The 21,085-nt window shown below is 71.9% G+C and carries 24 protein-coding genes; 11 read left to right on the top strand and 13 right to left on the bottom strand.

Going from position 1 to position 21,085, the window contains the following annotated elements; translation table 11 throughout:
- Positions 1 to 187: 187 nt before the first annotated feature.
- The gene (locus tag J2S43_RS11630) at positions 188 to 808 is read right to left on the bottom strand and encodes a hypothetical protein (RefSeq protein WP_306828918.1); all 621 of its coding nucleotides are present in this window, start codon (positions 806 to 808) and stop codon (positions 188 to 190) included.
- Between the two features lie 79 nt (positions 809 to 887).
- Between J2S43_RS11630 and J2S43_RS11625 the strand changes: the two genes are divergently transcribed.
- Together J2S43_RS11625 and J2S43_RS11620 are read left to right on the top strand one after the other, a co-directional pair.
- Positions 888 to 1,499: a TetR/AcrR family transcriptional regulator gene (locus J2S43_RS11625; protein WP_306828917.1), complete on the top strand. Its 612-nt coding sequence runs from the start codon at positions 888 to 890 to the stop codon at positions 1,497 to 1,499.
- Positions 1,500 to 1,585: 86 nt separating this feature from the next.
- On the top strand, positions 1,586 to 2,701 hold the full coding sequence (locus J2S43_RS11620; protein WP_306828916.1) for an NADH:flavin oxidoreductase/NADH oxidase: 1,116 nt from the start codon (positions 1,586 to 1,588) through the stop codon (positions 2,699 to 2,701).
- A gap of 43 nt (positions 2,702 to 2,744) precedes the next feature.
- Here J2S43_RS11620 and J2S43_RS11615 read toward each other — a convergent pair whose 3' ends face one another.
- Together J2S43_RS11615 and J2S43_RS11610 are read right to left on the bottom strand one after the other, a co-directional pair.
- On the bottom strand, positions 2,745 to 4,226 hold the full coding sequence (locus tag J2S43_RS11615; protein ID WP_306839253.1) for a right-handed parallel beta-helix repeat-containing protein: 1,482 nt from the start codon (positions 4,224 to 4,226) through the stop codon (positions 2,745 to 2,747).
- 148 nt (positions 4,227 to 4,374) lie between these two features.
- Entirely contained in the window at positions 4,375 to 4,860 is a 486-nt protein-coding gene (locus J2S43_RS11610; protein WP_306828915.1) for a YbhB/YbcL family Raf kinase inhibitor-like protein, read from the bottom strand.
- 68 nt (positions 4,861 to 4,928) lie between these two features.
- On the opposite strand from J2S43_RS11610, the gene J2S43_RS11605 reads away from it, so the two are divergent.
- From J2S43_RS11605 to J2S43_RS11595, 3 genes are all read left to right on the top strand, one after another.
- Complete coding sequence (locus tag J2S43_RS11605; RefSeq protein ID WP_306828914.1) at positions 4,929 to 5,339, top strand: MarR family winged helix-turn-helix transcriptional regulator; 411 nt, start codon at positions 4,929 to 4,931, stop codon at positions 5,337 to 5,339.
- Between the two features lie 74 nt (positions 5,340 to 5,413).
- Positions 5,414 to 5,704 (top strand): ArsR/SmtB family transcription factor, encoded by a 291-nt coding sequence (locus tag J2S43_RS11600; RefSeq protein ID WP_306828913.1) that lies wholly within the window; start codon positions 5,414 to 5,416, stop codon positions 5,702 to 5,704.
- 15 nt (positions 5,705 to 5,719) lie between these two features.
- Positions 5,720 to 6,721 carry an LLM class flavin-dependent oxidoreductase gene (locus J2S43_RS11595; protein ID WP_306828912.1) on the top strand — a complete coding sequence of 334 codons (1,002 nt, stop codon included), beginning with the start codon at positions 5,720 to 5,722 and terminating at the stop codon, positions 6,719 to 6,721.
- A gap of 322 nt (positions 6,722 to 7,043) precedes the next feature.
- On the opposite strand, the gene J2S43_RS11590 is transcribed toward J2S43_RS11595, so the two are convergent.
- Positions 7,044 to 7,514, bottom strand: a complete 471-nt coding sequence (locus J2S43_RS11590; RefSeq protein WP_306828911.1) for a DUF6194 family protein — start codon at positions 7,512 to 7,514, stop codon at positions 7,044 to 7,046.
- A gap of 86 nt (positions 7,515 to 7,600) precedes the next feature.
- Here J2S43_RS11590 and J2S43_RS11585 point away from each other — a divergent pair, with 86 nt between their 5' ends.
- Complete coding sequence (locus tag J2S43_RS11585) at positions 7,601 to 8,281, top strand: MerR family transcriptional regulator (RefSeq protein WP_306828910.1); 681 nt, start codon at positions 7,601 to 7,603, stop codon at positions 8,279 to 8,281.
- Positions 8,282 to 8,328: 47 nt separating this feature from the next.
- Here J2S43_RS11585 and J2S43_RS11580 read toward each other — a convergent pair whose 3' ends face one another.
- From J2S43_RS11580 to J2S43_RS11570, 3 genes are all read right to left on the bottom strand, one after another.
- The gene (locus J2S43_RS11580) at positions 8,329 to 8,550 is read right to left on the bottom strand and encodes a hypothetical protein (RefSeq protein ID WP_306828908.1); all 222 of its coding nucleotides are present in this window, start codon (positions 8,548 to 8,550) and stop codon (positions 8,329 to 8,331) included.
- A 161-nt stretch (positions 8,551 to 8,711) separates the two neighbouring features.
- Complete coding sequence (locus J2S43_RS11575; RefSeq protein ID WP_306828907.1) at positions 8,712 to 9,245, bottom strand: hypothetical protein; 534 nt, start codon at positions 9,243 to 9,245, stop codon at positions 8,712 to 8,714.
- A gap of 255 nt (positions 9,246 to 9,500) precedes the next feature.
- Positions 9,501 to 9,698 carry a hypothetical protein gene (locus tag J2S43_RS11570; protein ID WP_306828906.1) on the bottom strand — a complete coding sequence of 66 codons (198 nt, stop codon included), beginning with the start codon at positions 9,696 to 9,698 and terminating at the stop codon, positions 9,501 to 9,503.
- A gap of 198 nt (positions 9,699 to 9,896) precedes the next feature.
- On the opposite strand from J2S43_RS11570, the gene J2S43_RS11565 reads away from it, so the two are divergent.
- Positions 9,897 to 10,688, top strand: coding sequence for a poly-gamma-glutamate hydrolase family protein (locus J2S43_RS11565; RefSeq protein WP_306828905.1), 792 nt, complete (start codon positions 9,897 to 9,899; stop codon positions 10,686 to 10,688).
- Between the two features lie 685 nt (positions 10,689 to 11,373).
- Positions 11,374 to 11,841, top strand: coding sequence for a hypothetical protein (locus J2S43_RS11560; protein WP_306828904.1), 468 nt, complete (start codon positions 11,374 to 11,376; stop codon positions 11,839 to 11,841).
- A gap of 212 nt (positions 11,842 to 12,053) precedes the next feature.
- On the opposite strand, the gene J2S43_RS11555 is transcribed toward J2S43_RS11560, so the two are convergent.
- From J2S43_RS11555 to J2S43_RS11545, 3 genes are all read right to left on the bottom strand, one after another.
- Entirely contained in the window at positions 12,054 to 12,509 is a 456-nt protein-coding gene (locus J2S43_RS11555) for a response regulator transcription factor (RefSeq protein WP_306828903.1), read from the bottom strand.
- Between the two features lie 12 nt (positions 12,510 to 12,521).
- Positions 12,522 to 12,665, bottom strand: coding sequence for a hypothetical protein (locus J2S43_RS11550; protein WP_306828902.1), 144 nt, complete (start codon positions 12,663 to 12,665; stop codon positions 12,522 to 12,524).
- A 123-nt stretch (positions 12,666 to 12,788) separates the two neighbouring features.
- Positions 12,789 to 12,995, bottom strand: a complete 207-nt coding sequence (locus J2S43_RS11545; protein WP_306828901.1) for a hypothetical protein — start codon at positions 12,993 to 12,995, stop codon at positions 12,789 to 12,791.
- 108 nt (positions 12,996 to 13,103) lie between these two features.
- Between J2S43_RS11545 and J2S43_RS11540 the strand changes: the two genes are divergently transcribed.
- Positions 13,104 to 14,303, top strand: coding sequence for a S8 family peptidase (locus J2S43_RS11540; protein WP_306828899.1), 1,200 nt, complete (start codon positions 13,104 to 13,106; stop codon positions 14,301 to 14,303).
- A gap of 413 nt (positions 14,304 to 14,716) precedes the next feature.
- On the opposite strand, the gene J2S43_RS11535 is transcribed toward J2S43_RS11540, so the two are convergent.
- Positions 14,717 to 16,237 (bottom strand): DUF1349 domain-containing protein, encoded by a 1,521-nt coding sequence (locus J2S43_RS11535; protein WP_306828898.1) that lies wholly within the window; start codon positions 16,235 to 16,237, stop codon positions 14,717 to 14,719.
- Positions 16,238 to 16,323: 86 nt separating this feature from the next.
- Here J2S43_RS11535 and J2S43_RS11530 point away from each other — a divergent pair, with 86 nt between their 5' ends.
- Complete coding sequence (locus tag J2S43_RS11530) at positions 16,324 to 17,502, top strand: sensor histidine kinase (protein WP_306828896.1); 1,179 nt, start codon at positions 16,324 to 16,326, stop codon at positions 17,500 to 17,502.
- Positions 17,499 to 18,158: a response regulator transcription factor gene (locus J2S43_RS11525; RefSeq protein ID WP_306828895.1), complete on the top strand. Its 660-nt coding sequence runs from the start codon at positions 17,499 to 17,501 to the stop codon at positions 18,156 to 18,158. The genes J2S43_RS11530 and J2S43_RS11525 overlap by 4 nt, the downstream gene beginning before the upstream one ends.
- 440 nt (positions 18,159 to 18,598) lie before the next feature.
- Here the strand turns inward: J2S43_RS11525 and J2S43_RS11520 are convergent, their stop codons facing one another.
- Positions 18,599 to 19,276, bottom strand: a complete 678-nt coding sequence (locus tag J2S43_RS11520) for an SDR family NAD(P)-dependent oxidoreductase (RefSeq protein ID WP_306828894.1) — start codon at positions 19,274 to 19,276, stop codon at positions 18,599 to 18,601.
- Between the two features lie 12 nt (positions 19,277 to 19,288).
- Positions 19,289 to 21,004, bottom strand: a complete 1,716-nt coding sequence (locus J2S43_RS11515) for a dihydroxy-acid dehydratase (RefSeq protein WP_306828893.1) — start codon at positions 21,002 to 21,004, stop codon at positions 19,289 to 19,291.
- Between the last annotated feature and the right edge of the window lie 81 nt (positions 21,005 to 21,085).

The raw sequence follows: 21,085 nt of genomic DNA, 5'->3' as shown, positions 1-21,085 counted from the left end.
ATCGAGTTGCTGTCCTCATAGCGCTTGGCCCCTCCACGTCTGCGGCCGACAGAGATCGCAACATCGTCGAAACATGACGTTCATCATTCTAGGAAAGCGCTTTCCAATATTCAATGTCTTGGATGTGCAGGCTTGTTGCAACGCGAAGCTCGACGGACACGCAAACGGCACCACACCATCGGCCGGGTCAGGCCCGGACCGGGTCGGGCAGGAACGTGCGTGCGAACGCGACCAGCTCGTCCGGCGTGTCGGTGTGGAAGCGCAGTTCGGTGACGCCCTCCTCGCGGCCCTTCGGCAGGTCGAGCGTGACCGGGGCGCGGAAGACCACGTCGATCGCGGTCAGGCTGCTGATCGAGATGCTGACCACGGTCTTGTCGCGCTGGACCGTGTCGCCCTCCATCAGGTAGCGACTCTGTGCCCGTACCCTCTCGATGGTTTCCCAGGGCAGTTTCAGGTCGAGGTCGTGCGAGTGGCGCACGTGCAGGCCGGACGGGCCGGCCGAGTGGCGGTGGGTGAGGAAGTTGGCGGTCAGGCCGATCATCCAGAGCAGGCCCCAGACGCCGAGGACGATCGCGACGGCCCGCAGCCATCCCCAGGTCGGCAGGAAATGGTTCAGGGCCAGGTCGACGGCGACGATGTCGATGGCGGACACCACGATGAAGACGCCGAGCACGGGCGCGATCGGCCGGATGTAGCCGAAGCTGCGCGCGCCCGGCTCCATCGGCATCGGACGCCGGAACGTCAGCCGGTAGAGGCTCACCCAGAGGGCGATCTCCCACCGCACGGCCTTCCTGAGCAGCTTTGACATCTCGCCCCCTCCTTTTTACGTTGCACATGTAATGTAAAAGCCGCCGCACCGGGTGTCAATACGCCTGCAATGTGAAAACATGGGACGCGTGCCGAAGAAGGTCGACCACCGGGAACGCCGCGAACTCATCGCCGGGGCGCTCATGCGCGTCGCCGCCGACGGTGGCCTCGAGGCCATCAGCCTGCGCCACGTCGCCGCCGAGGCCGGCGTCACCACCGGCATGGTGCAGCACTACTTCGCCACCAAGGACGACATGATGCGGTTCGCGCTCAACGGGATCATGGAGCGCACCACCGCCCGCATCGAGGCCGCGATGGCCCGGCTGCGCCAGCCGGCCGCACCGGCGGACCTGGTGCGCACGCTGTTGCGCACGCTGATGCCGCTCGACGACGACCGGCGCGCGGACGGCAGGGTCGGGCTGGCGTTCCTCGCGTACTCCGCGGTCGAGCCGGGCGCGGCGGATCTGCTGCGCGACGGCACGCGGCAGATGGCGGGCTTTCTGGCCGATCAGATCCGGGCGGCGCAGGCGGCCGGCACCGTCGCGCCACACCTGGACGCGGACGCGGCCGGCGCCGGGCTGCTGGGCCTCATGGAGGGCCTCTCGCTCTACCTGCTGGGCGGCCACTACACCGGCGAGACCGCATTGGGCGCTCTCGACGCCCACCTGAACCTGATCTTTGGGAACACGTGACGGCGATTATCACGCGTTGGCAACTATGCGCGTCTGCATCTAATCTGGCGACCGACAGATGCCGCCTCGCCGAAAGCGTGACCGCCGTGACCGGACGACTGTTCGAGCCCATCACCCTGCCCACGGCCGACGGCGCGGGCCTGCGCGTCCGCAACCGCGCGTTCGTGGCGCCGATGTGCCAGTACTCCGCCGACGCCGAGGACGGCGTGCCGGCCGACTGGCACCTGGTGCACCTCGGCTCCCTCGCCTCCGGCGGTTTCGGCCTGGTCATGACGGAGGCCACCGCGGTCGAGGCGCGCGGGCGCATCTCGCCGCGCGACCTCGGCCTGTACGACGACACCCAGCAGGCCGCGCATGCCCGGATCGCCGCCTTCGCCCGCTCGCAGGGAGCGGTCGCCGGCGTCCAGCTCGCCCACGCCGGCGGGAAGGCCTCCACCTACCCCTCGCTGCCGGACATGCCGGTCGCCACCGTGCCCGCCGCCGAGCGCGGATGGTCCACGGTCAGCGCCGCCGACGGCCCGGTCCTGCCGCCGCTGGACCCGGCCACCGCGCTGGACGAGGCCGGGATCGCCGCGGTCGTCGAGGCCTTCGCGGACTCCGCCCGCCGCGCCGACGAGGCCGGTTACGACGTGGTTCAGATCCACGCCGCCCACGGATACCTGCTGCACCAGTTCCTGTCCCCACTGACCAACACCCGCACCGACGGGTACGGCGCGGACGAGCGGGGCCGTACCCGCCTGGTGCACGAGGTCGTCGCCGCGGTGCGGAAGGTGTGGCCGGCGCACAAGCCGCTCGGCATCCGGATCAGCGGCACCGACTGGGTCCCGGGCGGCTGGGACGTGGAGTCCTCCGCCCGCCTGATCCGCGCGCTCGCCGACGAGCACGGCGTGACCTGGGTGGACGTGTCCAGCGGTGGCCTCAGTCAGGGTGGCGTCATCCCGGTCGGCCCCGGCTACCAGGTGCCACTGGCCGCGCACCTCACCGGCGCGCTGACCGGCACGGACGTGGTCGTCAGCGCGGTCGGCCTGATCGACCACGCCGCCCAGGCCGAGACGATCCTCGCCACCGGCCAGGCGCACGCCGTCTCGATCGGCCGCGCCGCGCTCCGCAACCCCCGCTGGGCCACCCAGGCCGCCGCCGACCTCGGCACCCCGGCCGCCGCCCTCCCGCACGCCCCGCAGTACTGGCGCGCCCGCTGGTGACGCCGATGCGCGCTCCGCGGACCCACGCGCGGGCCACGCGTGCTCACGTGATCGCGTTGTAGACCGGGACGAAGCCCAGACTCCTCCCCTCCGCGTCGAACACCTCGATCTTGCGGACCACCGTGCCCGGCCGGGACGCGCTGGCGCTGTTGCCCACGCCGAGACCGCCCGCCGCGAGCATCTTGCCGGTGGACCTGATCGCGCCGGTCGCCCTGATCGTGCCGACCGCGGAGATCTCCGCGTCGCCGGTCCGCTGCATGACGACGGTGTCCGCGGGCGCGTACCAGTCGTACGCGGCCTCGACGTCGTTCCAGGCGATGGTGACGTGTTTCGTGCCCGGCACCACCGTGCCGTCGGGCAGCGTCTCGACCGGCTTGACCCAGATCGCCGCCCGGTTCGGGTCGTCCTGACGGCAGTGGTTGCCGACCACGACCGCGTGCTCGGTGCCCTGGTTGATCGCGATGCACGTCGACTCGCGCTTGTTGTGCACCCGGTTGCCCGTGATGGTGACGTCCAGCGCGTACAGAATGTTGATGTTGCCGAGATTGTCCAGCAGCGTGTTGCCGGTGATCGTCACGCCGTACGCACGCAGCTTGTCCTTCTCCGCCACGACGTCGTCGGCGCTCTCCAGGTGCTTGCGCTGCCCGTCGACCTCGATGCCGCGCAGCACGCACCCGGTGACGGTGTTGCCGGTGACGACGAGGTTGCGCACCGACTGGGTGTAGACGCCGGACTGACCGCAGTCGGTGACCGTGTTGCCGGAGACCACGACGCGGTCCGACCCGGCCAGCACGTTGATGCCGTCGTAGTAGTCGGAGGCCGGCTGCCATGGGCCCCGCGCCGCCTCGTCCGTGGACCACCAGTCCATCGCCACGTGGTTGCCGACGATGCGGACGTCGCGCCCGTTGACCGAGATGCCCTGCCGCGTGCCCTCGACGACGCAGCCGGTGATCAGCACGTCGTCGGAGGCGGCCGGCGCGCCGACGGGGGCCGGCGGGTTGTCGAAGACCGAGATGCCGGTGAATCGCACATCGATCACCCGGACGCCGCGGATGACGCACCGCTGGGCCTTCGCCAGCAGCAGGCCGTTGTAGACCTGGGTGCGGTCGGTGTCGCGAATGGTCAGGTCTTCGATGGTGAGCTCACGGACGTCGGTCAGCCGGAGAACCGTGCTGATGTGCGACTCGGTCGGCCGTGCGCCGGTGAGCGCGAGCGTCGCCCCGTTACCGGCGATCGTCGCGTTCGCGTACCCGTTCAGGCTCATCTCCCCGGTGACGCGGAAGACGCGCCCGGCCGGGAAGGAGACGCTCTTCTGCGGCACCGCCGCCTTCGCCGCGTTCAGCGCGGCCTGGATCGCCGCGGTGTCGTCGGTGATGCCGTCACCGGCCGCGCCGTGGTCGACCACGGAGATCCACCCGTCGTCGCCCGGGGCCGCCTGTGCCGCGCCCGGTGCCATCACCGCGGCACCGGCCGCGGCCGCACCGCCGACCACCGCGGCTCGCAGCGCATGTCGTCTGTTGACCATGTCCGTCACCCGGCACACAGTAGTCACGATCAGCGATGAGTGCTGTCCCGCTGGTGCTGTCCACCAACGTGCCGGGTCCACGACCACGATCCAGGCGTCATTCACGTCGTTCCAGCGCCGCGATGACGCCTGGATCGTGGACAGCCGGCTAGGGGGCGCTGGTGCCGACCAGGATCGCGCGACCCACCGTGTGCGGGATCATCAGGATGTTGAGCAGCGCCAGGCTCGCGCCGGCCGGCACGTCCAGCGTGGGCACGTCGAGCGCGGTGGCGCAGATGAACAACCGGTGCGTACCGGTCCCCGGCGGCGGGTTGACGCCCGCGTAGCCGGTCGTACCGAGGCTGTTGACCAGGGGACTTCCCTCTCCAGCTCCCCGGCCGAGGCCGCCGGCCGCGGGCGGCACGTCCTTGACCGCCCAGTGCCACAGGCCGCCGGGGACGGGCGCGTCCGCGTCGAACGCGGTCACCACCAGGCTGCGTGCGCCGGAGGGCAGCCCGTCCCAGGTCAGGGAGGGTGACTCGGCTCCGTGCGCGGCGTAGGCGAACGCGGGCAGCGGGCCGTCGGCCGCGAAGTCATCGGATCGCAGCGTGAACGCCGGAGCGGGAAACGCGATCGCGTACGGGTCGTAACTCATGGACTCACTCCGTCTCTACAGGCTTGCTGTACATCTCCAACGTACAGCATGGCTGTACTGTTGTGTCAATGAGCGATGATCTGGAGCTGGCCGAGGCCCTGCGCGCCGCCGTCGGCGACTTCGTCCGGCGGGTGCGCACGCTGGAGGCCATGCCGCCCGGGCAACTCGCCGCGCTCGGCCATCTCGGCCGGGAGGGCGCGCTGTCGATCGCCGACCTGGCGCGCCGCGAGGGTGTGCGGCACCAGTCGATGACCCGCACCGTCCACTTGCTGGCCGAGCAGCACCTGGTCACGCTCACCCCGGACCCGCTCGACCGCCGCCAGGTCGTCGTGGTGATCACACCGGCCGGCTCGGCGCGGCTGACCGAGGCGCGCCACGCCCGCGCGGCCATCGTCGCCGACGCGCTGCGCACGCTCAGCCCGGAGGAGCGCGACGTCGCCGCACGCATCCCGGCCGTCCTGCGGAGACTCACGCCGTAAGCAGCGTCACGGTGGCGTTGACACGGTGCGTGACGTAATTTCGGAACTTAGCGAAATACCGAAGGACGGTACGCGTGCTGGACGAGTGCAAGGCCCTGGCGAACGAAACGCGCCTGAGCATCCTGGAGTGGCTGAAGGACCCGGCCGTGCACTTCAGCGACCAGGCAGGCGCCGAGCCGCTCGGCGTCTGCGTGGGCCTGATCCAGCAGCGCGCCGGGTGTTCCGCCTCGACCGTCTCCGCGCACCTCGCCGTCCTCCAGCGTGCCGGATTCCTGCAGGCCACGCGTCGCGGCCAGTGGACGTACTACCGCCGTGACGAGACCCGCATCCGCGCGTTCGCGGAACGCCTGCACCATGACCTGTAACCGGAAGGCGACATGATGCCCACCGCACTCTCCCTGCTCGACCTCGCCCCGATCGCGACCGGCCAGACCGCGCGTGACAGCTTCGAGGCCAGCGTGGAGCTGGCCCGCGCCGCGGAGCGCAGCGGTTACCAGCGCGTCTGGTACGCCGAGCACCACAACATGGCGACGATCGCGTCGTCGGCGACGAGCGTGCTGATCGGGTACGTGGCCGCGCACACCGAGTCGATCAAGCTGGGCTCCGGCGGGATCATGCTGCCGAACCACTCACCACTGGTCATCGCGGAGCAGTTCGGCACGCTCGCCACGCTCTACCCCGGGCGGATCGACCTCGGGCTCGGCCGCGCACCGGGCAGCGACCAGGTCACCATGCGCGCGCTGCGCCGCGACCACCTCTCCGCCGAGTCGTTCCCGCAGGACGTCCTCGAACTGCAGGGCTACCTGACCGGCAGGACGCGCATCCCCGGCGTGCAGTCCTACCCGAAGCCGGACGGCGAGGTGCCGCTGTTCATCCTCGGCTCGTCGCTGTTCGGCGCGCAGCTCGCCGCGCAGCTCGGCCTGCCGTACGCGTTCGCCTCGCACTTCGCGCCGGACGCGCTGCAGCAGGCCGTGCAGGTCTACCGGGACACGTTCACGCCGTCCGCGCAGCTGTCCGAGCCGTACGTGATCGCCGGCGTGAACGTGATCGCCGCCGACACGCGCGAGGAGGCCGAGGACCAGAAGACCCGCGCCTACCGCAACCGCACCCGCGCGTTCATCACCCGCGGCGTGGTCGGCCAGAACTTCACCGACGCGGAGATCGACGCGTTCCTGGACTCGCCGAACGGTCAGCAGCTCGCGCAGATGACCCGCTACACCGCGGTCGGCACGCCCGAGGAGGTCCGCGACTACCTGGAGGCGTTCGCCGCGTCGATCCGCGCCGACGAGCTGATCACCGCCCACCACGCGGAGGACGCCGCCGCCCGGACCAGGTCCGTCGAGCTCACCGGCGCCGCCATGACCGCGACCGCGGCCGCCTGAAACCCGGAAACCCTTCCGCGGGTACGCACACCGCGGCGCGACAGGACGGCGTGCCGGCTCCGGCACGCCGTCTCGTCGCCGAGGAGCACATCCGATCGCGACCGCATCGGCCCGGCGGCCCGGCGGAGGCCACCCGCGGGCGGCCGGGGGATCGACCCACCGATGCCCCGCCGGTCGGTGCACCGGGTGTCGCCGCTGTCGGGGCGGTAGGCCTTCGGCGCGTCACCCTCGGGTGGCCGACTCCGCGCCCTTGGGCGGTCGCTCCGCCGGCGCATCACCCCCCGCCGGTCATTCCGACGCGCGGCGCGTCATCCCCGGGCGATCACTCCGCCATGCGGCGCTCGTAGCGGGAGCGGGCCACCTCGTGCGCCTTTCGCAGCAGGTCGCGGACGGTCTCGTCGGTCCGCGGGCCCGGGCTGACGATCGACAGCCAGCCCATCGTGCCGTACACCGGATGCGGCACCACCGTGTCCGGCGCGCTCGGGTCGGCCCCGGCCGCACCGGCATCCCGGGGCGCGTGACCGATGAGCCGCACGAAATCGTCCTTCGGCGCGTGGATGTTCACCCGGAACGCCTCCGGCCGGTCCAGGCGGGAGGACGTGTCGTTCGGGTAGTCCTTGGTGACGATCGTGGCGAACGGCTGGACCGTGGTGGGCACGCTGCCGTCCGGCGAGTGGTAGAAGAACGCGTCGCCCCAGGCGATCTCCGGCGTGCCGTCGCCCTCCCGCGGTCGCAGCGCCAGCACGCCGCGGTCGAGCCCGGACACGTACGCAATGATCTCGTCCATCGTCATGCCCTCAAGCCTGTCATTGAAGTGCTTATGGAGACTTCCGCACCATGATTCCGAGGCCGGACGGCATCCAGGTCTACAATCGGCCGATGCGGACCGTGGACGTCGCCCGGCGCTCCGGCTACTCCGTCCAGCAGATCCGCAATCTCGAGCGCGACGGCGTCCTCCCGCCCGCGACGCGCAGCGCCGGCGGTCACCGCGACTACACCGACCGGCACGTGCTGGCCGCGCGCGCCTACCGCGCGCTGGCCGCCGGCGTCGGCCCGGCCGAGGCCCGGGTGATCGTGCGCGCCGCCCACCGGCCGCCGCCGGCGCACCTGCTGGAGCTGCTCGACGCCGCGCACGCCCGCCTCGACGCGGAGCGCCGCAACCTGCGCACGGCCCAGGAGGCGGCCAGGTCGATCTCCGCCGAGCCGATCCTCGACGTGCGCGCGGACGACGCGATGACCATCTCCGAACTGGCCGCCGCGCTCGGCGTCCGCTCCTCCACGCTCCGGCACTGGCACGCGGAGGGCCTGGTCGTCCCGGACCGCGACGCCACCGGCCACAACCGCGTCTACTCCCCCGACGCGGTCCGCGACGCCCGCATCACCGACCAGTTGCGCCGCGCCGGCTACCGCATCGACACGCTGCGCACGCTGCTGCCGGACCTGCGCCACACCGGGGCGCGGCAGGCACTCGACACCCGGGACACCGCCCTGACCGCACGCTCCCGCGCACTGCTGACCGGCGCCGCCGCACTCGGCGCCCTCCTCGACACCGCCTCGTAGACACGCCGCGCCCTCTGTCGCCGGCCCGCCTCATGGACACGCCGCACCTACCGACGCCGGCGCCGCCGCAACACGGCCCAGACCAGGATTCCGGCGGACACGATCCCCGGTCCCATGTGCGCCGCCAGCACCCCGGCCAGAGACGGCCCGCCCCAGTCGTGCCGATAGGTCCCCGGATCGCTGAAGTCGATCACGAACGGCTCGATCGCCGCCCGGACCACCAGATAAAGCGCACAGATCACGCCAACCCAGATCAAGAACCGTTTCATGCCCTGACGGTACGGACGACCGCGGCGCATCCACATCCAGCGATCGACCTACGGATCGCCCCGCGCCGCGCGGAAGCACCCGATCGCGCCGATCTCGCACGTGGGGCGGCCCCGGCGCTCCCGGCCGTACCGTGTGATGGTTGTTGATCTTGGGTGGGGGGTCAATGTGGTTCGTGGCGGAGCGCGCGGAGGACGCCGTGGCGGTGCAGGGCCCAGGTGAGGCGGCGGACGCTGGGGTGCCGGACGAAGAGGAGCGCGGCGCGGCGGACCAGGCCGAGGCGGTTGTCGGCCACCTGGTTGTCGATCGCGGCCCAGATCAGGGCGCGGACCCGGGCGTTGTCGAGCACCGCCCGCACCTCGCGCCGCACCGCCGGATCCTCGGCCGCGGCGGTGACGGCGGCGACCAGCGCGGGACGGTCCGCGAACGGCTCGGCGGTCGCGGCGACCAGCGGGCGGCGCACCTCGTCGCGTTCCAGCAGCAGGAGTACGGCCTCGCGGATCTCGGCCCGGTCCAGCGCCGATCGCAGCAGGTCCAGCAGGCCGCGTTCGACCTCACGATCGTGACCGGAGTCCGAGACGGAGAGCGTGGCCAGCAGCACCGCGATCTCGTCGAGGTCGATCAGGTGCCGCAGCCCGTCACGGAACTCGGGCAGGCCCCAGGCGGCCGTCAGGCCTCTGACGAGATCGCGATTCACAGGTCCCCGCTACCCGGCACTCCCGTCGGCGAATCACCCGCGGCCGAGCTGCGCGCACGGCACGGCCTGCCCGACGTGCCGGTCCGGGTCGTCACTCCCGGCCGGCGTCCGCCGATGCCGCGGCCCAGCGCGCGTACCGGGCCGCGCTCACCGCGCACTGGCCGGCGGCGCCGTCCTCGTGGCCGGCCGGGCCAGGCACCAGATGCCAGCCCGAGATCGTCGCCGAGGCGTCGCATCAGATCCTGGGCCGGCCCGCTATTGGGCAGGAGTCTCCGGGGTCCGCAGCGCCAGGGTGGCGTGCAGCTGACCGAGGCGCACGGTGGTGTCGAGGAAGCCCCAGAGCGCCTGATCCGCCTTTCCGGCGGTTTCGACGTCGAGGCGGAGGTCACCGTACAACTGCTCAGCCTCCGCGACGAGTTCCTCCGCGCGGGTGGCGTGCTGCTCTGGAGTCATGCCGCCATGGTTTCATCCCGGTGCGACCTCGACACCGGCCGCTACCCCACCATCGCCCGGCTCGTCGTCGACGGCGCCATCTCGACGCGGCGGATACGTTCGGTCACAACCTGGACACGCTCCTGGACGGCCTCGCCTGACGGGCGTCCATACTGGCGGTTCCGACCATGATTGCGATTCCGGCACGGGGAGAAGACCATGGACAGGCTGCACCGCCGGACCCTGCTGGCCGCGCTCGGCGTGATCGCCGCACCGCCGATCGCGGTCGCGACCGGCGCCCGTCCCGCGCCGGCGGCGGACGACCTCTACTCGTCGAACACCGACCTCTACCGGAAGCTCGCCGCGCTCGAGCACATCGACTGGACCCGCCGCTACCGCCGGCACGCGGCCGCGCACACCGGCACCACGCCGTTCCCGGCCACCACGATCCTGGCGGTGCACGGCGGCGGCATCGAGCCCGGCACGTCCGAACTGGCCATCGCGATCGCCGGCTACCACCCCTCGGACGAGACGCCGGGGAACGGCCCGCTCCACGACCACTGGCTCTTCGAGGGCCTGCGGCCGTCCGGCAACGCGGAGCTGCACGTCACCTCGACCCACTGCGACGACCCGGTCGCTCTCTCGCTGACCGGCGGCGCCCGCCGCACCGTCTCGCTGCACGGCTGCACCGCCACCCAGGCGGGCCTGGAACCGGACGCCGCCGCGGTCCTGGTCGGCGGCCTCGACCAGGACCTGAAGGCCACGCTGCGCCAGCGGTTCGACATCGCGGGCATCCGGAACATCGACGCGTCCACGGTGCCCGCGCTGGCCGGCACCGACCCGGACAACATCGCCAACCGCACGTACACCCGCGCCGGCACCCAGCTGGAGCTGACCACGAAGCTGCGCGACCTGATGTTCGGCGAGAACACTCGCGCCCGGCGCAAACACACCACCACGACGATCTTCGACGCGTTCGTCACCGCGACCCGGCTCGCGCTCACGGACTGAGAAGAACAGACCCATGTTCCCGCTTCCGGCGTGGCCGCTTACCCAGCGCTCCGCGCGCACCGGTCGTCGCTGACGTTCCTCCCCGCACGTACCGACGCAGGTCAACCACGAAGGCCGGTGCGGGTTCACGGCCGGCGCGCGCGTACGCGGCCCGCGGCGCCAGGAAGGGGCGGGAACGCGTGACTCGCCGGGGGTTTCCGGAACCACCCGCGGATCGTGCAGGAAGGAGCGCCAGCGACGACCGTTGCCCGCGGGAGCGACTCCGTTGCCCTTTCGGCATCGGAAGCCGCGAGCCCTGCCCGGAGACCGGAAGCATCAGCCCGAGATCTCGGATTATTTCCGCCACAGCTCGGACAGCGTCGAGCGGAAGCCGGCATGAGTGGTCGCGCTGTCGCGACCACTCATGCCCGAAGGATCATTGACCGACACGAAAGAAAGGTCAACTTCGATATTCGACCTCTCTTTCGTGTCGATCAATGATCCTTTGCGGCGAGCCACCGCCGAATGGGCAACGGAGTCGGGAGCACTCGGAAAGCGCCCACGCCGGAAGCGGGAAATCTGCTCGTGGTCCCTGCTCCTCTTCGGACCCAAAGCTGATCATGGTTGCGGCCCGGTCACGATCCGGCCGTGCCGGAACCCGGTCCGGCGCGGGCAGCGTCGGACCGGGATGCGCACGAAGCCGATGATGAGGGTGCGGCCGTGGGCCGCCGTGACCGGGCTCGCCGCGACCGCGCTGGTGGCGTCACTGGCGCTGCCATGGGTCCTGACGTGGAAAGACGGCCGGGTCACCGGCGCCGAGGTGCTGCTGCTCCCGGACGGTCCCCGGTGGTACCTGGGCCCGCTGGTGCTGCTGCTGTGGGGTGTCGCGGTGGCAGGCACCGTACGGGGCACCCGGCTCGCGTGGTGCGGCGCGCTGGCCGCCGCGGCTCTCGCAGCCATGATCTGCCTGGTGTTCTACGGTTCCGTGCTGGGCACCGGCCGCAGCTTCGGCATCGGCGAGGACGAGTCCGGCAACGTCATCGAATGGATCCGCGAGGACCGCAAAGGACCCGGCTTCCACGTCGCCGCGACCGCCGGCGTGCTCCTGTGCGTGGGCATCCTGATGCGCGGTCGTTCGGTCGAGCCTCCGCTACGGTGGAGACGTGCCCGCTGACCGTCGTCGAGCGTCGTCCTGACCAGCGCGGCCGCCGGGCTAGCTGTCCGCGCCGCGGCCCGACCCGCACCGGTTCAGCTACGTGTGGGACACGGCCGATCCGTGCTGAGCCGGCTACCGCGCCAAGGCGACGAACGGCAGCGGACGCCACCCGGCAGCGGCTCGGCGGCAGCGACTCGGCGGCAGCGGCCGCGAGGCCGCCGCGGGAGGAGCTATGACATGGACAGTAGGCGCTCGACGCGGTTGATCAGTTCCTGGGGGCGGAACGGTTTGGTCATGTAGTAGTTGGCGCCGAGGGTCATACCGAGGTCGATGTCGCCGGCGGCGTCACGGCCGCTGAGCATCAGGACCGGGATGTCGGTGGTGCGGGGTTTTGCGCGGAGTTCGTAGCAGATGTCCAGGCCGTTCATGCCGGGCATGACCACGTCGAGCAGAATCAGCTGAGGGCGGTGCTGGACCGCGAGGCTGAGCGCGGAGAGGCCGTCGCCGGTCAGGATCACCCGGTAGCCGGCGGATTCGAGGGTGAACTCGATGAGCGCGCGGACGTCCTCGTCGTCGTCGGCGACCAGGACGGTCGGCGCGGCGGGCAGGCCGGTCGGCTCCGGTTCGGGGAGCGCCACGGGGACGATGAACGCGCTGGTCAGGTACGGCATGGTGGTCTGGCGCACAGTAATCGCCTCCTACCGGCGCTCGATGCCGAGGTCGGGGACGTCGCCGTCGGGCAGCGACGGGAGCGCGACGTGGCGGGCGACGGTGGCCACGAGCAGGCTCCGCGCGCAGGGGTCGAGCGCCACCGTTTCGGGGGTGCGAAGCGTGTTGGTCACCATGCCGCCGTCCTGTCTGCCGTCCGTGCGCCGCAGGGGATCTGCCGCACAGGATCATGAAGCCGTGGCACGGTGGCGGGCCGGGTGCATCCGGGTTGCGGTCCGGTTGCGGCTCCCCGGATGCTATCGGCAGAGCCGGTGGCCGCTGCCCGGGTGACGGGCCTCGGCGCCGCCCGGCGTGCGGACGACGACGTCGGTGCCGCCGGTCGAGACCCGGGTGCCGGGGTACGGCGGGAACGGCCGGAGCAGCTCGACGGCGCATTCACCGGCGACGAACGTGGTCGCGAACGTGAGCCGGGCGATCGGCCGCGGGCGGATCGTGACCGGCACGGGACGAGAATACGCCGGATCCATAACCATTCCCTTACGTCTATGTGGTTGTTACCGTCCGGGCATGGGCGGCCGAGCCTCGTGGCTCGGCCTTCGAGGGAGGTTCGGATGGCGAGACGAGTACGGCTGTCGATGGCGGCCGGGTTCGCGGTGCTGATCGGCACGTTCGGCCTGCCGGGTGCCTCGGCGGCGGCGCCGGTGGAGGGCACGATCCTCGAGGCGCCGGGCGCGGAGGTGGTGCCGGACAGTTACGTCGTGGTGCTCGACGACGGGACCACGGCGGTGCCGGCGAAGGCGCAGGAGCTGGCGAAGCGGCACGGCGCGACCGTGCGGGACACCTACGAGCACGCGGTGCGCGGGTTCGCGGCGACGATGTCGGCGGCGCAGGCCCGGCGGCTCGCGGCGGCGCCCGGGGTGGCGTACGTGCAGCCGAACGTGGTGCACACGGTGCAGGCCACGCAGACCAACCCGCCGTCGTGGGGCCTGGACCGCATCGATCAGCGCAACCGGCCGCTCGACGCGTCGTACACCTACGGCACGACCGCGAGCACCGTGACCGCCTACATCATCGACACCGGCATCCGCACCACGCACGGTGACTTCGGCGGGCGTGCGGTGAGCGGGTTCGACGCGGTGGACGGCGGCACGGCGGACGACTGCAACGGTCACGGCACGCACGTGGCGGGCACGGTCGGCGGCACCGCGTACGGTGTGGCGAAGGGCGTGTCGCTGGTCGCGGTGCGTGTGCTGGACTGCGAAGGCAGTGGCACGACCGCGCAGGTGGTGGCCGGCATCGACTGGGTGACCGAGAACGCGGACGCTCCTTCGGTGGCGAACATGAGCCTGGGCGGCGGCGCGGACACCGTGCTCGACGACGCGGTGCGCCGGTCGATCGCGGCGGGCGTCACCTACTCGATCGCGGCCGGGAACGGGTTCCTCGGCCTCATCGCGCTGGACGCGTGCACGCAGTCCCCGGCCCGGGTCGCCGAGGCGCTGACCGTGTCCGCGACCGACTCCAGCGACCGGAAGTCGTCCTGGGCGAACCGGGGCACGTGCGTGGACCTGTTCGCGCCGGGCATCAGCATCACGTCCGCGTGGTCGACGAACGACACGGCGACAAACACCATCAGCGGTACGTCGATGGCGGCGCCGCACGTGGCCGGCGCGGCCGCGCTCTACCTGGCATCGAACCCGACGGCGACGCCGGCGCAGGTGAACGCGGCGGTGATCGCGGCGACGACGGCCGGCGTGGTGGTCAGCCCGGGCACCGGCTCGCCGAACCGGCTGCTCTACACCGGCGGGTTCTGATCGTGGCGTGGGTGAGGAGCCGGATCGGCCGGCTCCTCACCCGCTAACCTCCTGTCATGATCACCAACGGGCGGCCGGAACGCATCGCGATCGCCCCGGACGACGGCGCGGCCGAGCATGTCGGGCGGACCGCGGACGGCCGGCAGTTCTTCCTCACCACGCCGTTCGAGCCGGAACGCGAGGAGTTCGTCGCGCGGTCAAGCCTCGGGTGCGGAGGCACCTTGTTGAGCCGCGGATGCCGGGGCGCCGCATCAAGCCGCGGATGCCGGGGCGCCGCATCAAGCCGCGGATGCCGGAGCGCCGCATCAAGCCGCGGATGCCGGGGCGCCGCATCAAGCCGCGGATGCCGGGGCGCCGCATCAAGCCGCGGATGCCGGGGCGGCCACTCATGCCACGGATGCCGGGGCGGCCACTCATGCCACGGATGCCGGGGCGCGGCGGGGCAGGCGGTTTGCGGCCAAGCCGAGTAATGCGGCGGACCAGACGGCGAGCACGGTCAGGCCGGCCCAGCCGGGCAGTGGGTAGTAGCCGCCAATCGGTGCGAAGTGTGCCTCGACGTGGGCGTAGGCCGGTGCGACCTGCTGGAACGCGAACGCCGCCGCCGGTGTCAGCCGCAGCAGCCAATCCGCCACGACAGTCGGCAGGCCGCCGAACACGGCCGCGAGGTATGGCAGCACCACCAGGCCCACCGTGACACCGGCCGCGACCAGAGCGCGCCGCAGCAGCGCGGCGAGGCCCACGGCCAGCACCGCCGCTCCCGCGGCCAGCAGGCCGGCCCCGACGGACACCCGCGCGACCTCCACTATCGCCAGCGCGGGCTGGCGATAGCCATTGGCCCGCAACACCTCCAATGCGAGTGGCACCACCAGTGCCGCCGCGGCGGTCCCGGCCGCGAACATCACACCGCCCGCCACGACGGCCTTCGCGGCCAGCCCGCCACGCGACCGCACGCCGCCGGAGGCCGTGGCGAACCGCGCGGTCACCACGATCATCACGATCAGCCCGATCGGCAATCCGATGAGGGCGACGAGTATGCCGATGCCCAGCTCGCCGGTGAGTGGCCCGATGTCGCCGTTGCCGGACACCGTGAACTCGTCGCCGTTCTGCCGCGCGCTGCCGGGATGGTGTGGTTGGCCATCGGGGTTCAGCCCCAGGCCGATGTCGTCGCGCTGCCAGTTGCCGGGCCCGCTCCCCGCGGCGGTGCCGATCAGCGTGACGTTGTCGAACATGGCGGTCGTCTTGGAGAGCCGGGCCGCGGCGGTGCCGCCGCCGACGCCGCCGTCCACCGAGACGTCGTTGGGCGAGGTGACGAACAGGCCGATCTCGACGGGACCGGTGAGCGTGGCGGTGCCGACCGTGCTCCAGGCGGTGCCGTCGGCCGACTCCTCGCCGGTGAGCGTGTCGCCGCTGCGGGTCAGCCGCAGCCAGCGCGGGGCCTCCGCGGTCACGGCGCCGGACCGGCCGGCGGTGTCGTGGATGTAGTCGTGCTGCATGCGCACGCCGTGCTCGGCGGTGGCCATCAGTGCCACGTATCTCGAGCCCTGCGTCGTGCCCTCCTTGGCGATGACGCCGGCCTTGGCCCACGGGACCAGGCCGGGAACCTCGGCGACGTCGTGATGCGGCGGTGGGTAGGTGACGATGCCGGTCATCGACGTCACCCGGACCGTGAGCGAGCCGTCCGCGGGCAGCGGCTGGTGAACGAAGTAGAACTTGTCCCGCACGGGCTGGCCGTCCGGCCCGAGCGGCGGTGCCGGGCACTCGATCTCGACCTGCCCGTTGGTGCAGGAGGAGATGCTCTGCGAGGCGACGAAGAGGCCCAGCGCCACGATGATCACAACCGCGGCCACGGTCGCGGCCAACCGGCCCCGCGACGCCCGGAACCCGGTGCCCCGTGACGCCCGGAACCCGGTCAGGGCGGCGTTGATGGTTTCCATGGCTGTGTTTCTACGGATCCGGGGGTAACAGCGGCCGCACGCCGACCGTCATGCCGTTGTTAGGTGCGGCCCGTCATGCTGGCGGTATGCAGACGGTCCGACTGCGATTCACCATCATGTACGTGGCGTTGTTCCTGTTCTCCGGCGTCTCCCTCCTCGTCCTCAGCGCCGTGCTCACGATTTCCAGCACCCGGCAGGCCGTGCCCGCGCAGCAGCGGCCGGACGCGGCCGCCGCGCGGATCGCGGAGCTGGAGTCGCAGCTGGCGTCCGTGCACGAGGATCAGGCTCGCCAGCAGCTGCAGGGCTCGGCGGTCGCGCTGTCCGTGATGGGCGTGGTCTCGTTCGTGCTCGGCCGGGCCGTCGCCGGGCGGGTGCTGCGGCCGCTGCGGGCGATCACGGCCGCGACCCGCCGGATCAGCGCCGACAACCTGCACGAACGGCTGGCCGTGCCCGGGCCCGACGACGAGGTGAAGGCGCTCGCCGACACCATCGACGACCTGCTCGAACGGCTGGAGCAGGCGTTCGAGGCGCAGCGGAGGTTCGTCGCGAACGCCTCGCACGAGCTGCGCACGCCGCTGGCCACGATGCGAGCCACGCTGGACGTCGCGGCCGCGAAGCCCGGCCCGGTGCCGCCGCAGACGCTCGCACTGGCCGGGCGGTTGCGCGCCGAGCTGGACCGGGTCGATGCGCTGCTGGCCGGGTTCCTCACGCTGGCCCACGCCCAGCACGGCGCGCTCGGCCGTGCCCGGCACGGCACGGCCGCCGGCCGCGAACCGGTGTCGCTGACCGCGCTGGCCGGTGAGGCGCTGTCCGCGCGCGCGGCCGGGATCGACGCCGGGCGGCTGACGGTCCGCACCGAGCTGCCGGTCGACGCCTGGACCAGCGGGAACGCGGTCCTGCTCGCCCGGATGACCGACAATCTGATCGACAACGCGGTGGTGCACAACGAGCCGGGCGGCTGGATAGAGGTGACCGCCGGCCCGGGGGCGCTGACCGTCGAGAGCGGCGGGCCGCGGCTGGAGCCGGATCGGGTCGCCCGCCTCGGCCGACCGTTCCAGCGGCTCGCCGCCGACCGCACCGTTGCGGGTGGTCCTGGGCTCGGTCTGTCGATCGTCGCGGCGGTCGTGGCCGCGCACGCCGGCACGCTCACGTTGCACGCCCGGCCGGAGGGTGGCCTACGCGTCGAGGTCCGGCTACCGCCTCCGGCCGGGCAGCAGGACGCGTCGCTTCTGCCCGCGGCGGCCGGAGAGGAGGGCGGCGCATGAGGGTGCTGGTGGTGGAGGATGCGCAGGCGCTGGCCGAGGTGGTCGCGGAAGGACTGCGCGATCAGGGGATGGCGGTCGACATCGCGTTCGACGGCCTGGCGGCCGCGGAGAAGCTGGACCTCGGCCGGTACGAGGTGGTGGTCCTGGACCGGGACCTGCCTGGCGTGCACGGCGACACGCTCTGTCAAATGATCACTGACCGGGGCGACCGTCCGATGGTGCTGATGCTGACCGCCGCCGGCTCCCCCGGCGACCGGGTCGCCGGCCTGACGCTCGGTGCCGACGATTACCTGGCCAAGCCGTTCCACTTTCCCGAGTTGGTGTTGCGCATCCACGCGCTGGCTCGCCGCCGCCCGTCCGTCCGGCCCAGGACGCTGCGCGTGGCCGGCCTGGAGCTCGACCCGGCCCGGCGCACCGCCACCCGGGAAGGCCGGCGCCTCGATCTGTCGGCGAAGGAGTTTGCGCTGCTCGAGGCGTTGCTGCGGGCGGCACCGGCCTATCTGAGCGCGGAGTCGCTGCTGGAGCAGGTGTGGGACGAGTTCGCGGATCCGTTCACGAACACGGTCACGGTCACGATCGGCCGGCTGCGCCGCAAGCTCGGCGACCCGCCGGTCCTCGTCACGCTGCCCGGCGCCGGCTATCGGATCGGCGCGTGAGTCCCATGAGTCCCATGAGTCGCATGAGTTCCATAAGTCGCATGAGTCGCATGAGTCGCATGAGTCGCATGCGAGTTTGCCCCGTTCACGTCGTAAGCCCACCCGGGCGTCGTGACGCTGTGCCACGCCGGACGTCGGTTCAACGACGTGCCGCGCGCCGCCGCATGATTGCCGCGTCCGGACGGCCCGCCACACCCCCGCTCGGAAAGGCGAGGGCGCTGACCGCTCTGTGGGCCTGGGTGTGTTCGTGTCGTTCGGCGTGGATGCGGTGGCGGTCGCCTCGGTTGCGCCCTCGGCCCGCAGACGCCGGCTTGCCTGTCGCGTCGCCGGCCGCCTCAGTATGTGAGGCGGCCGCCTCGGTAGGTGGCGCGGCCGCCTCAGTAAGTGGCCCGGCCGCCTCAGTAAGTGGCCCGGCCGCCTCAGTAAGTGGCCCGGCCGCCTCAGTAAGTGGCCCGGCCGCCGCTGATGTCGTAGACCGCGCCGGTGGAGAAGCTGACCCTGTCGGAGACGAGCCAGGCGATGAGTTCGGCGACCTCGTCGGGGCGGCCGACGCGGCGCATCGGGATGAGGCCGGTGATGTGGGCGAGCGCGTCCGGGGCGGTGTGCGCGTTCATCGGGGTCTCGATCACGGCAGGGGCGATCGCGTTGGCCAGGACGCCGCTGGTGGCGAGTTCCTTGCCGAGGGACTTGGTGAGCGCGATGACCGCGGCCTTCGACGCGGAGTAGGGCGACATGTTCGGGTTGCCGTCCTTGCCGGCCATGCTGGCGATGTTGACGATGCGTCCCCATCCGCGCTCGCGCATCCCGGGGACGAACGCGTGGCAGGTGTTCACCGTGCCGTGCACGTTGACCGCGAACACGCGGTCCCAGCCGTCCCGGTCGATCTCCCACAGCGGCGCGTTCGGCCCGACGATTCCGGCGGAGTTGACCAGGATGTCGACCGGGCCGACCCGGTCGGCGGCGGCGTGCACGGCGGCGGTGTCACTGACATCGGCCCGGACGTCGGCGCCGTCGGCGACGTCGAGCGTGATCACGGTGATGCCGTCGGCGGCGAGCCGGGCTGCGGTGGCGGCGCCGAGGCCGCTGCGGCCGCCGGTCACGACTGCGGTGCGGGGCATGGTGATCCTCCGTCAGTGGGATTCGCGGGAGACCTGGTCGCCGCTGCCGCCGCGCAGGAAGTCACAGTCCGCGCCGGTGTCGGCCTGCCCGACCGTGTCGACGTAGAGGCGTTCCCAGCCGCGGGCCGGTGCGGCGAATGCCTTGACCATCTCCGGCGCCGGGTCGCGGATCGCCAGGTCGATGTCTGGGATGTCCACATCGAGGCGCCGGTTCTCCACATCCAAAATGATCATGTCGCCGGTGCGGACCTTGCCGAGCGGGCCACCGGCCGCGGCCTCCGGGGCGACGTGCAGGACCACGGTGCCGTAGGCGGTGCCGCTCATCCGCCCGTCGCAGATGCGCACCATGTCGCGCACGCCCTCGGCGAGCAGCTTCGCCGGCAACGGCATGTTCGACACCTCCGGCATACCGGGATAACCGCGAGGACCGCAGCCGCGCAGGATCAGCACCGAATCCGCGGTCACGTCCAGGTCAGGATCGTCGAGCCGGGCGTGCAGATCCTCGACCGAGTCGAACACGACGGCCGGGCCCCGGTGGCGCAGCAGGTGCGGCGACGCGGCCGCCGGCTTGATCACCGCACCGTCCGGCGCGAGGTTCCCGCGCAGCACCGCGATCCCGGCGTGCGGCTGCAACGGCTGCTCCCGGGGCCGGATCACCTCCCGGTCGTAGACGAGTGGCGTGCCGAGATGCTCGACCAGCGGCCGGCCGGTCACGGTGAGCGCGGCCGGGTCGAGCAGATCACGCACCTCCGCGAGGACCGCGTGCAGGCCACCGGCGCGATACAGGTCGTCCATCAAAAACCGCCCGGCCGGGAGCAGGTCGACGATCAACGGCACACCCGCCCCGGTACGGTCGAAGTCGTCCTGGGTCAACGGCACCCCCAGCCGACCGGCGATCGCGAGCAGGTGCACGACCGCGTTCGTCGAGCCGCCGAGCGCTGCCAGCGCGACGATCGCGTTGAGGAACGAGCCGCGGGTCAACACGGTGCTGGGGCGGAGGCCGGTGTCGGCCAGTTCGACGGCCAGTTCGCCGGTGGCGTGCGCGGCCTCGAGGAGCCGGGAGTCCGGGGCGGGGGTGCCGGCGATGCCGGGCAGGGTCATGCCCAGCACCTCGGCGAGCAGGCCCATCGTCGACGCCGTCCCCATGGTGTTGCAGTGGCCCTTGCTTCTGATCATCGACGACTCGGAGCGCTGGAACTCCGCCGCGGACAACGTGCCCGCACGGACCTCCTCGCTGAGCTTCCACACGTCGGTGCCGCAGCCGAGCGGCACACCGCGGAACGTGCCGGTCAGCATCGGCCCGCCCGGCACCACCACGGCGGGCAGGTCGACCGAGGCCGCGCCCATCAGCAGCGCCGGGATGGTCTTGTCGCAGCCGCCGAGCAGCACGACGGCGTCGATCGGGTTCGCCCGCAGCATCTCCTCGATCGCCATCGCCGCCATGTTGCGCCACAGCATCGCGGTCGGCCGGACCTGCGTCTCCCCCAGCGACACCACCGGCAGATGCAGCGGAATCCCGCCGGCGCGGTGCACGCCGTCGGCGACGCTGCGGGCCACCTCGTTCAGGTGCGCGTTGCACGGCGTCAGATCCGAGGCGGTGTTCGCGATCGCGATGTGCGGTCGCCCGTCGAACGCGTCCGCGGGCAGGCCGCGACGCATCCAAGCCCGGTGGATGTAGCTGTTGCGGATGTCGCCGGCGTACCACTGCGCGCTGCGCCGTGCCTGCATGAGACCCCTCGCGATCTAGATCAGTCGATGGAATCGTGCTCGAATGGTAGGCAGGCCAAGCCGCGCCTGCCCACCTTTCTC

Origin of the sequence: Catenuloplanes nepalensis, assembly GCF_030811575.1 — a bacterium.
GTDB lineage: Bacteria > Actinomycetota > Actinomycetes > Mycobacteriales > Micromonosporaceae > Catenuloplanes > Catenuloplanes nepalensis.
Note: the sequence above shows the minus strand (reverse complement) of the source record. Positions and strands in the feature narration are given on the sequence as shown.

Coding starts and splice junctions, on each gene's coding strand:
- J2S43_RS11630 (WP_306828918.1), bottom strand. CDS start 808: ATGTCAAAGCTGCTCAGGAAGGCCGTGCGGTGGGAGATCGCCCTCTGG.
- J2S43_RS11625 (WP_306828917.1), top strand. CDS start 888: ATGGGACGCGTGCCGAAGAAGGTCGACCACCGGGAACGCCGCGAACTC.
- J2S43_RS11615 (WP_306839253.1), bottom strand. CDS start 4,226: ATGGTCAACAGACGACATGCGCTGCGAGCCGCGGTGGTCGGCGGTGCG.
- J2S43_RS11610 (WP_306828915.1), bottom strand. CDS start 4,860: ATGAGTTACGACCCGTACGCGATCGCGTTTCCCGCTCCGGCGTTCACG.
- J2S43_RS11605 (WP_306828914.1), top strand. CDS start 4,929: ATGAGCGATGATCTGGAGCTGGCCGAGGCCCTGCGCGCCGCCGTCGGC.
- J2S43_RS11595 (WP_306828912.1), top strand. CDS start 5,720: ATGCCCACCGCACTCTCCCTGCTCGACCTCGCCCCGATCGCGACCGGC.
- J2S43_RS11590 (WP_306828911.1), bottom strand. CDS start 7,514: ATGACGATGGACGAGATCATTGCGTACGTGTCCGGGCTCGACCGCGGC.
- J2S43_RS11585 (WP_306828910.1), top strand. CDS start 7,601: ATGCGGACCGTGGACGTCGCCCGGCGCTCCGGCTACTCCGTCCAGCAG.
- J2S43_RS11580 (WP_306828908.1), bottom strand. CDS start 8,550: ATGAAACGGTTCTTGATCTGGGTTGGCGTGATCTGTGCGCTTTATCTG.
- J2S43_RS11570 (WP_306828906.1), bottom strand. CDS start 9,698: ATGACTCCAGAGCAGCACGCCACCCGCGCGGAGGAACTCGTCGCGGAG.
- J2S43_RS11565 (WP_306828905.1), top strand. CDS start 9,897: ATGGACAGGCTGCACCGCCGGACCCTGCTGGCCGCGCTCGGCGTGATC.
- J2S43_RS11560 (WP_306828904.1), top strand. CDS start 11,374: ATGAGGGTGCGGCCGTGGGCCGCCGTGACCGGGCTCGCCGCGACCGCG.
- J2S43_RS11540 (WP_306828899.1), top strand. CDS start 13,104: ATGGCGAGACGAGTACGGCTGTCGATGGCGGCCGGGTTCGCGGTGCTG.
- J2S43_RS11535 (WP_306828898.1), bottom strand. CDS start 16,237: ATGGAAACCATCAACGCCGCCCTGACCGGGTTCCGGGCGTCACGGGGC.
- J2S43_RS11530 (WP_306828896.1), top strand. CDS start 16,324: ATGCAGACGGTCCGACTGCGATTCACCATCATGTACGTGGCGTTGTTC.
- J2S43_RS11525 (WP_306828895.1), top strand. CDS start 17,499: ATGAGGGTGCTGGTGGTGGAGGATGCGCAGGCGCTGGCCGAGGTGGTC.
- J2S43_RS11520 (WP_306828894.1), bottom strand. CDS start 19,276: ATGCCCCGCACCGCAGTCGTGACCGGCGGCCGCAGCGGCCTCGGCGCC.
- J2S43_RS11515 (WP_306828893.1), bottom strand. CDS start 21,004: ATGCAGGCACGGCGCAGCGCGCAGTGGTACGCCGGCGACATCCGCAAC.